Below are 7,081 nucleotides of genomic sequence, written 5' to 3'. Positions count from 1 at the left end.
GTGCTCGATGACGATGGCTTCCCGGCCGTCGACCACACCGATCGCCCGCATGCGCAGCGCACCGCAGGTGCCCGCCTCGACGGTGCCCATAGCGACCTCCAGCGTCCGGTTCGTCACCGCGCGGTCGAAATACTCGCGGACCTCCTGCACCTCGACGCCGAGGGCGTCGGCGACCAACCGGATCTGGCCCTGCCATTCGCCCGCGATCGCACCCGGGAAGCCGATCCAGGGCTGGTAGTCGAGCGGTCGACCGAAACCCAGCGCGTCGCTCATGATGTCGGGGACGCCGTAGTCGTCGTACAGGCCGATCTCGAACGCGTGAATCTTCTCGATGGACGATGACTGGGTGGACAACACCAGCGGCAGGTAATCGGCGGCGAACCCCGGCTCGATCCCCGACGCGTACAACGACACCTGGCCCTGCTTGGCCGCGGCGACCAGCTGGTCGCGCCACTCGGCGGGTTCGTAGGCGTGCGGGTTGACCAGGCGGGTGGTGCTGGTCGTGACGACGTTGATGCCGGACTCGAGCAGCCTGACGTAATCCGGGATGGCCAGCGCGTCGCGCTCCGGGCCGCTGGCGGCGTAGATGACGCAATCGGGTTTCAGCGCGATCAGCGCGTCGGCGTCGGTGGTGGCCGTGATGCCGATCGGCTCGCCGTTCGCGAGCTCGCCGGCGTCCTTGCCGTCCTTCTCCGGCGAGTGCACCCACACGCCGACCAGGTCCAGATCCGGGCGACGCGCGATGGTACGGATGGCGATCGACCCGATGCCACCCGTCGCCCACACCACCACCCGGTGAGCCGTCATCTCGTCCTCCTCAGGTGTGCGCGCGTCGCCAGCACGATGAAAACTGTTGCGGCCGTTGCCCGTACGACACGGACAGGGGCGGCTGGTATCCGATATTCGATTTGAAGCTACCGCCGCGACATCCCTCGGTCAAGGATTTAAGAAAGCGCGCACTATCTTATCGAACAAATTTTAGGTTAACTTGCAGCCATGCGGGCGTTAGACTGCGTGTTCAGAGGCGGACCGGGGGGGCGCCGATGTTTACGTTGAGATTCGACATGCGGGTTCCGCGCTGGTCCGGGCCCGCCGCGGAGCTGTACGCCGCGGCAATCGACATGTGCGCGTGGGGCGAAACCCGCGGCGCAGTGTTGGCGGTGTTGTCCGAGCATCACGGGGCCGACGACGGCCATTTGCCGTCGCCGCTGATGCTGGCCTCGGCGATCGCCGCCAGGACGCACACGTTGGCGATCCTGCTTGCCGCGGTGACGATTCCGCTACGCGATCCGGTTCGGCTCGCCGAGGAGATGTGCGTACTCGACCTGATCAGCCGGGGACGGGTGTCGTACGCGTTCGGTGTCGGACATCGACATGAGGAGTACGACCACTTCGGCATCGACATGGCCACGCGCGGTCGCGCGGCCGACGAAATCCTGGCCGTTCTCGGGCCACTCGTTCGCGGCGAACCCGTCGAATATCGCGGGCGCACAGTCCGGGTCACGCCGCCGTCCGGTTCTGACTCGGGGCCGGTGATGCTGATCGCCGGCGGCAGCAAGGCCGCCGCCCGCCGGGCCGGGCGTTACGGCCTGGGGTTCGTGTCCCAGACGGAGTGGCCCGGCCTGATCGAGTTCTACGAAGAGCAGTGCCGCGCACACGGGCATGAACCCGGATTCGTCCAGTTTCCCGCTCCGGGGGTGCCGACTGCGGTGTTCGTCGCCGAACACAAGCGGGGCGTCGAGGAGGCCTGGGACGTGCTCGGGCCCCACCTGCTGCACGACGCGGTGACGGCGGCGTCATACCGGCCCCACGACGATTCCGTTGCCAGCATCACCCGCGCCGACAGCGTGTCGGATTTGCGCAACGAGGGCGGCCCCTACCGCATCATGACCTGCGATGAGGCGACCGAGTACGTCCGCGGCGGCCGGCCGCTGCCGCTGCACCCGCTATGCGGCGGCCTCGCGCCCGATGTCGCGTGGCCCTACCTCGAGCGGGCGGCGGCGGCCGCCGCGCGGGCCATATGAGAACGCCGGTGCCCATCCGTACCGTCGTGTGGTCCACCGGCGGTGTTGGGGCGATCGCGATCGACGCCATCGCCCGTCGTCCCGACCTGGAACTCGTTGGGGTCTGGGTGCATTCGGCGGACAAGGTCGGCAAGGACGCCGGCGAGTTGGCCGGCGGCAAGCCCCTGGGCGTGACGGCCACCAACGACGCCGATGCGCTGATCTCCCTGGCGCCCGACTGCGTGGTGTACGCGGCGAGCGGGCCCGAACGCGACGGGGCCGCGGTGCCCGACTACCTGCGGCTGCTGCGGGCCGGCGTCAACGTGGTGTCGACATCGTCGACGAGCCTCGTCTACCCGCCGGCGTATTTCGCCCCGGACTGGCGCGACCAGCTCGAGGCGGCCGCCAAGGCCGGCGGCGCGTCGTTCTACGTCTCGGGCATCTTCCCGGGTTTCGCCTCTGATCAGCTCGCCCTGCTGATGACGACGCAGTCCAAGAGCATCCGCACCATCACGGCCAGTGAGGTCGCGCTCAACGACCACTACCCGGTGGCGGACGTGATGATGGACGGGATGGGATTCGGTCGCCCCTTGGATTTCGAGCCCATGCTGAAGACACCCGGATTCATCGAGATGGCTTGGAAGGCACCGATATTCCTGATGGCCAACGGCCTGGGTGTCGAGGTGGAGCTGGTGCGCGGTTCGCTGGACCGCGAGTTGGCCGACCGCGACATCGAGGTGGCGTTCGGCACCATCAAGGCGGGCACCTGCGGTGCCGTGCGAACCCGGGCCGCGGGTGTGGTCAACGGCCGCGAGGCCATCGTGATCGAGCACGTGATCCGGATGGCCCGCGATGTCGCGCCCGGCTGGCCGACATCGGAGTTCGACGCGACCTATCGGGTGGACATCGAGGGCGACCCCGACATCCATTGCGTCATGACGCTCGGCGCGGCCGAGGGCCACGGTGCCGGGCGCGCCGCGATGGCGTCGACGGCCATGCGGGTGGTGAACGCGATCCCGTACGTCGTCGACGCGCCCGCGGGCCTGCTGAGTTCTCTGGACATCCCAACGACTCTGCCTCTTTACGCCTTCGACTAAACGTGTAACGTACGTCGAACGAATAGCCTGGCTAGGAGTCTGCCGTGTACACACTTCGCTTCGACATGCGCGATCCCGAATGGGCCGCCCCCCCAACCGATCTGTACGCAGCCGTGCCCGAAATGTGCGCCTGGGCCGAAGAACACGGCGGTTTGGCCGCCGTCCTGTGTGAGCACCACGGGTCGGAGGACGGCTATCTGCCCTCGCCGCTATTGCTGGCTTCAGCAGTGGCCGCGCGGACCCAGCGGCTGGCGCTGAGCCTGATTCTGATCCTGCCGTTCTACGAAACCGTGCGTCTCGCCGAGGACATGGCGGTGCTGGACATCCTGAGCCGCGGGCGGGCTTCGTACATCCTGGCCCTGGGCTACCGGCCGGAGGAATTCGAGCACTTCGGCGTGCCGATGAAGACCCGTGGCCGCCTCTGCGACGAGAAACTGGGGCTGTTGCGGCGACTGCTTGCCGGGGAGACCGTCGTCCAGGACGGGCGGCGGATCACCGTGACGCCCCGCCCGCTGACGCCGGGCGGGCCGGCGCTGATGTGGGGTGGCGGAACGGTCGCCGCGGCTCGTCGCGCCGGCCGGTATGGCCTGGGCATGCTGGGCAACGCCAACGCGCCGGGCATGCAGCAGGCCTACGAGGAAGCCTGCCGCGAGCACGGCCATCAGCCCGGGCCCACGATGTTTCCCAGCCGCGACACGCCCTCGGTCGTGTTCGTCGCCGACGACGTGGATCAGGCGTGGAAGGAGATCGGCGAGCACCTGCTGCACGACGTGCGGACCTACGCCGCGTGGAACCCCGGGGACGAGACGACGGCCGGCTTCTCGCACGTGAACACCGTCGACGAGCTGCGCGCCGCGCCGACTTCCCACATCATTATCTCTGTGCCGGAAGCCATTTCGCGGGTCCGCGCCGGCCAGGTGCTCAACCTGTCCCCGCTGTGCGGCGGCCTGCCGCCCGATGTCGCGTGGCCGTATCTCAAGCGCGTGGGCGAGGTCGTGCTGCCCGAGGCTCTCGGGTGAGGTTGGACGCACACGCGCCGAACGTCGAGTTGTTGAGGCGACTTTGCCCATTTTCGCCCAACAACTCCACGTTGGGCGCGGCTGTTATGGCGGTTGGTTCGGCACGCCCGAGAACAGTTGTTCCGTCGGCCCCGCGGTGACCCAGCCGCCGAGCTTCGTCGCCAGGTGGGGCGCGAAAACCGCGCCATAGAGGACGTTTCCGACGACGATCACCGCGGCGACGGACAGTAGCGACGCGCCGAGGCGGCTCTTCGACCTGTTCTCGGCCCACATCTCGATGACGTTTCGTCCCTGCGCGTCGGTGCGGCCCAACAGGTAGGTGAAGACCATCATCTGGATGGCCATCGCGAGGGAGTCGTAGAGGGGATATTGATGCACGGTTCCCTCGCGGATCGCCAGCCCCGCAATCACCCGGCCGTAATAGAACACCCCGAGCTTGGCGCCCAGGAACCCGTTGAAAAAGAGCGCCCAGCAGAAGCCGACGATGAGACCGACCACCAACAACGTTGGGGGCCTGCGCCAGCCGAACCGCGCGCTCAGCCATCGTCCGAGGGCCGTGCCGGTCACGGCCGGCAGCACGAAGTAGGAGATGTAGCCGACGGGAACGAACAGGGGCAGCCCGCCCCACGTGACGTTGAGCGGCCACCACGAGGGCATGCGGGGGATGGCCGGCGGAAACTGCGCGTACATCGCCCAGTCGTAGGGGGCCTCGATCCACGAGAAGGACATCGCCGAGATGCACAGCAGCAGAAGTGGGTGTAGCCGGCGCCGGCGGACACTGAGGTACACGCCGAGGGCCGTGAACCCGATGCCCCCGATCAGCGCGAAGTCGCTGGCCGCCTGCATCACGGGGGTCATCTGGGAACTCACTGGTCGGTCCCCGCGGTCCGGCGCGCCTGCGGGTCAAGGCGCAGCACCAGGCCGAATATCAGAATGACCAGCCCGAACAACGTGCCCAGCATGATGACAGCGCCCACGGCCGCACCCCTTCCGATACCACCTCGACGCATTAGATAGTGCACACTATCCTAAAGGCAGTCAACCGTCCGGCGAGGAGCGAACCTGTGCCCCAGCGGCCACCCACCACGAAACGTGGCGCGGCAGACGCGCCGACCCCGGCGAATCGCCGCCCCCGTGGCGCTCCGCGCCAGCTTCTGCTCGACGCCGCCCGGATACTCTTTGCGCGCCAGGACTATCGGAGCACGACGACCCGGGAAATCACCCAGGCCGCAGGCGTCACGGAACACCTGCTGTTCCGGCACTTCGGCTCGAAGGCCGCGCTCTTTCGCGAGGCGCTGGTCCTACCGTTCACCAGCTTCGTCGACGACTTCGGCCGGACGTGGCAATCCGTCATCCCCGAAGAGACGGACGAGGAGGAACTGGCCGGGCTTTTCGTCGGTCGGCTCTACGACGTGTTGGTCGAACACCGGGGCCTGTTGTTGACGCTGATGGCATCGGAAGCCCTGAGCGACGAGGAGGCGGCCGACGCCGGCATCCCCGAAGTTCGACGGGCTTTCACGGTGCTCGGTCAGATCAGCGCCGAGGGCATCAACCTGCGTGGCCTGCGGTCGGAACATCCGGACCTGCCGGCCTACTCGACGGTGGCGATGATCGCCGGCATGGCCGCGTTGCGTTCCACCTACTTCGGCGCCAAGCCGCCGTCGAGAGAAGTGATCGTGTCCGAATTGGTCCAGGCGATCTTGCACGGCTTCCTGCACCGCAACGACTAAGGGAGATCAACCATGCCAGGAACCAGCGCGGTCGACCTGTACTACGACCCGTTCGACTCCGACATCGACGACGACCCGTACCCGGTGTGGAAGCGCATGCGCGACGAGGCGCCGCTGTACTACAACGAGAAGTACAACTTCTACGCGCTGAGCCGGTACGAGGACGTGGCCCGCGAACTGCCGAACTGGCAGACCTACCGGTCTGGGCGGGGGACCACGGCCGACATCTTGTTCGCGAATATCGAAGTGCCACCGGGCATTCTGCTGTTTGAGGACCCACCGCTGCACGACCTGCACCGCAGGCTGCTGTCCCGGGTCTTCACGCCGCGGCGCATGTTGGCGGTGGAGGACCTGGTGCGCGGCTTCTGCGTGCGGGAGCTGGATCCGCTGGTCGGTGCGGGCGGCTTCGATTTCATCGCCGACCTCGGGGCGATGATGCCGATGCGGACCATCGGTTACCTGCTGGGCATACCCGAGGAAGATCAGGCCAAGATTCGCGATCGGGGCGGCGCTTACATCGAGTTGTCCGACGAGCGCGACCCCGCCGCGGTCAACGCGAAGCTGTTCGAGGAGAGCATCGTCGTGTTCGCGGAGTACATCGAATGGCGGGCCGATCACCCGTCCGACGACCTGATGACGGATCTGCTGCGGGCCGAGATCGAGGAACCCGACGGCACCCGGCGGCCGTTGTCGCGGACCGAGGTGCTGGCCTACACCGCGATGATCGCCGGCGCCGGAAACGAGACCACCGCCCGGCTGATCGGTTACATGGGGCAATTGCTGTCGGATCATCCGGATCAGCGGCGAGAGCTTGTCGCCGACCCGTCCCTGATTCCCGGCGCGGTCGAGGAGACGCTGCGTTACGAACCGCCGTCGCCGGTGCAGGCCCGCTACGTCGCCCAGGACGCCGAACTCTACGGCCGGGTGGTGCCGGAGGGCTCATACATGTTGCTGCTCAACGGTTCTGCCAACCGCGACGATCGTCACTTCGACGATCCCGACCGTTACGACATTCACCGCCAGGGCGGCCATCTGAGCTTCGGGCAGGGCCTGCACTTCTGTCTCGGCTCGGCGCTGGCCCGGATGGAGGGCCGGGTGGCGCTCGAAGAGGTGCTCAAGCGCTGGCCCGACTGGGAGGTCGACTACGCCAACGCCCAGCGGGCGCACACCGCCAGCGTGCGCGGCTGGGCGCGGTTACCGGTCGTCACGGGCTGACTGGCTGGCACTCCCCG

At 67.6% G+C, this 7,081-nt stretch carries 7 protein-coding genes; 5 read left to right on the top strand and 2 right to left on the bottom strand.

Annotated features, from left to right (window positions below):
• The coding region (locus A5680_RS08240) for a dihydrodipicolinate reductase (RefSeq protein WP_067818113.1) at window positions 1-807 on the bottom strand (807 nt) is incomplete at its 3' end.
• Window positions 808-1,043: 236 nt separating this feature from the next.
• On the opposite strand from A5680_RS08240, the gene A5680_RS08235 reads away from it, so the two are divergent.
• From A5680_RS08235 to A5680_RS08225, 3 genes are read left to right on the top strand one after another with little or no spacing between them, the layout of a single operon-like run.
• The gene (locus tag A5680_RS08235) at window positions 1,044-2,024 is read left to right on the top strand and encodes an LLM class flavin-dependent oxidoreductase (protein ID WP_067818109.1); all 981 of its coding nucleotides are present in this window, start codon (window positions 1,044-1,046) and stop codon (window positions 2,022-2,024) included.
• An 8-nt stretch (window positions 2,025-2,032) separates the two neighbouring features.
• Window positions 2,033-3,100, top strand: coding sequence for a dihydrodipicolinate reductase (locus A5680_RS08230; protein WP_231977589.1), 1,068 nt, complete (start codon window positions 2,033-2,035; stop codon window positions 3,098-3,100).
• A 44-nt stretch (window positions 3,101-3,144) separates the two neighbouring features.
• A complete protein-coding gene (locus tag A5680_RS08225) occupies window positions 3,145-4,119 on the top strand; it encodes an LLM class flavin-dependent oxidoreductase (RefSeq protein ID WP_067818103.1) in 975 nt (324 codons plus the stop codon).
• An 84-nt stretch (window positions 4,120-4,203) separates the two neighbouring features.
• Here A5680_RS08225 and A5680_RS08220 read toward each other — a convergent pair whose 3' ends face one another.
• Window positions 4,204-4,989 (bottom strand): spirocyclase AveC family protein, encoded by a 786-nt coding sequence (locus A5680_RS08220; protein WP_067818100.1) that lies wholly within the window; start codon window positions 4,987-4,989, stop codon window positions 4,204-4,206.
• A 194-nt stretch (window positions 4,990-5,183) separates the two neighbouring features.
• Between A5680_RS08220 and A5680_RS08215 the strand changes: the two genes are divergently transcribed.
• The gene (locus A5680_RS08215) at window positions 5,184-5,849 is read left to right on the top strand and encodes a TetR/AcrR family transcriptional regulator (RefSeq protein ID WP_067818097.1); all 666 of its coding nucleotides are present in this window, start codon (window positions 5,184-5,186) and stop codon (window positions 5,847-5,849) included.
• Window positions 5,850-5,861: 12 nt separating this feature from the next.
• Window positions 5,862-7,064 carry a cytochrome P450 gene (locus A5680_RS08210; protein WP_067818094.1) on the top strand — a complete coding sequence of 401 codons (1,203 nt, stop codon included), beginning with the start codon at window positions 5,862-5,864 and terminating at the stop codon, window positions 7,062-7,064.
• Window positions 7,065-7,081 lie beyond the last annotated feature (17 nt).

The organism is Mycobacterium sp. E2989, assembly GCF_001667595.1.
In the GTDB taxonomy this organism is placed as follows: Bacteria; Actinomycetota; Actinomycetes; order Mycobacteriales; family Mycobacteriaceae; genus Mycobacterium.
Note: the sequence above shows the minus strand (reverse complement) of the source record. Positions and strands in the feature narration are given on the sequence as shown.

Bases quoted from the DNA above. Each gene is read 5' to 3' on its own strand.
- A5680_RS08235 (WP_067818109.1), top strand. From the start codon at position 1,044: ATGTTTACGTTGAGATTCGACATGCGGGTTCCGCGCTGGTCCGGGCCC.
- A5680_RS08210 (WP_067818094.1), top strand. From the start codon at position 5,862: ATGCCAGGAACCAGCGCGGTCGACCTGTACTACGACCCGTTCGACTCC.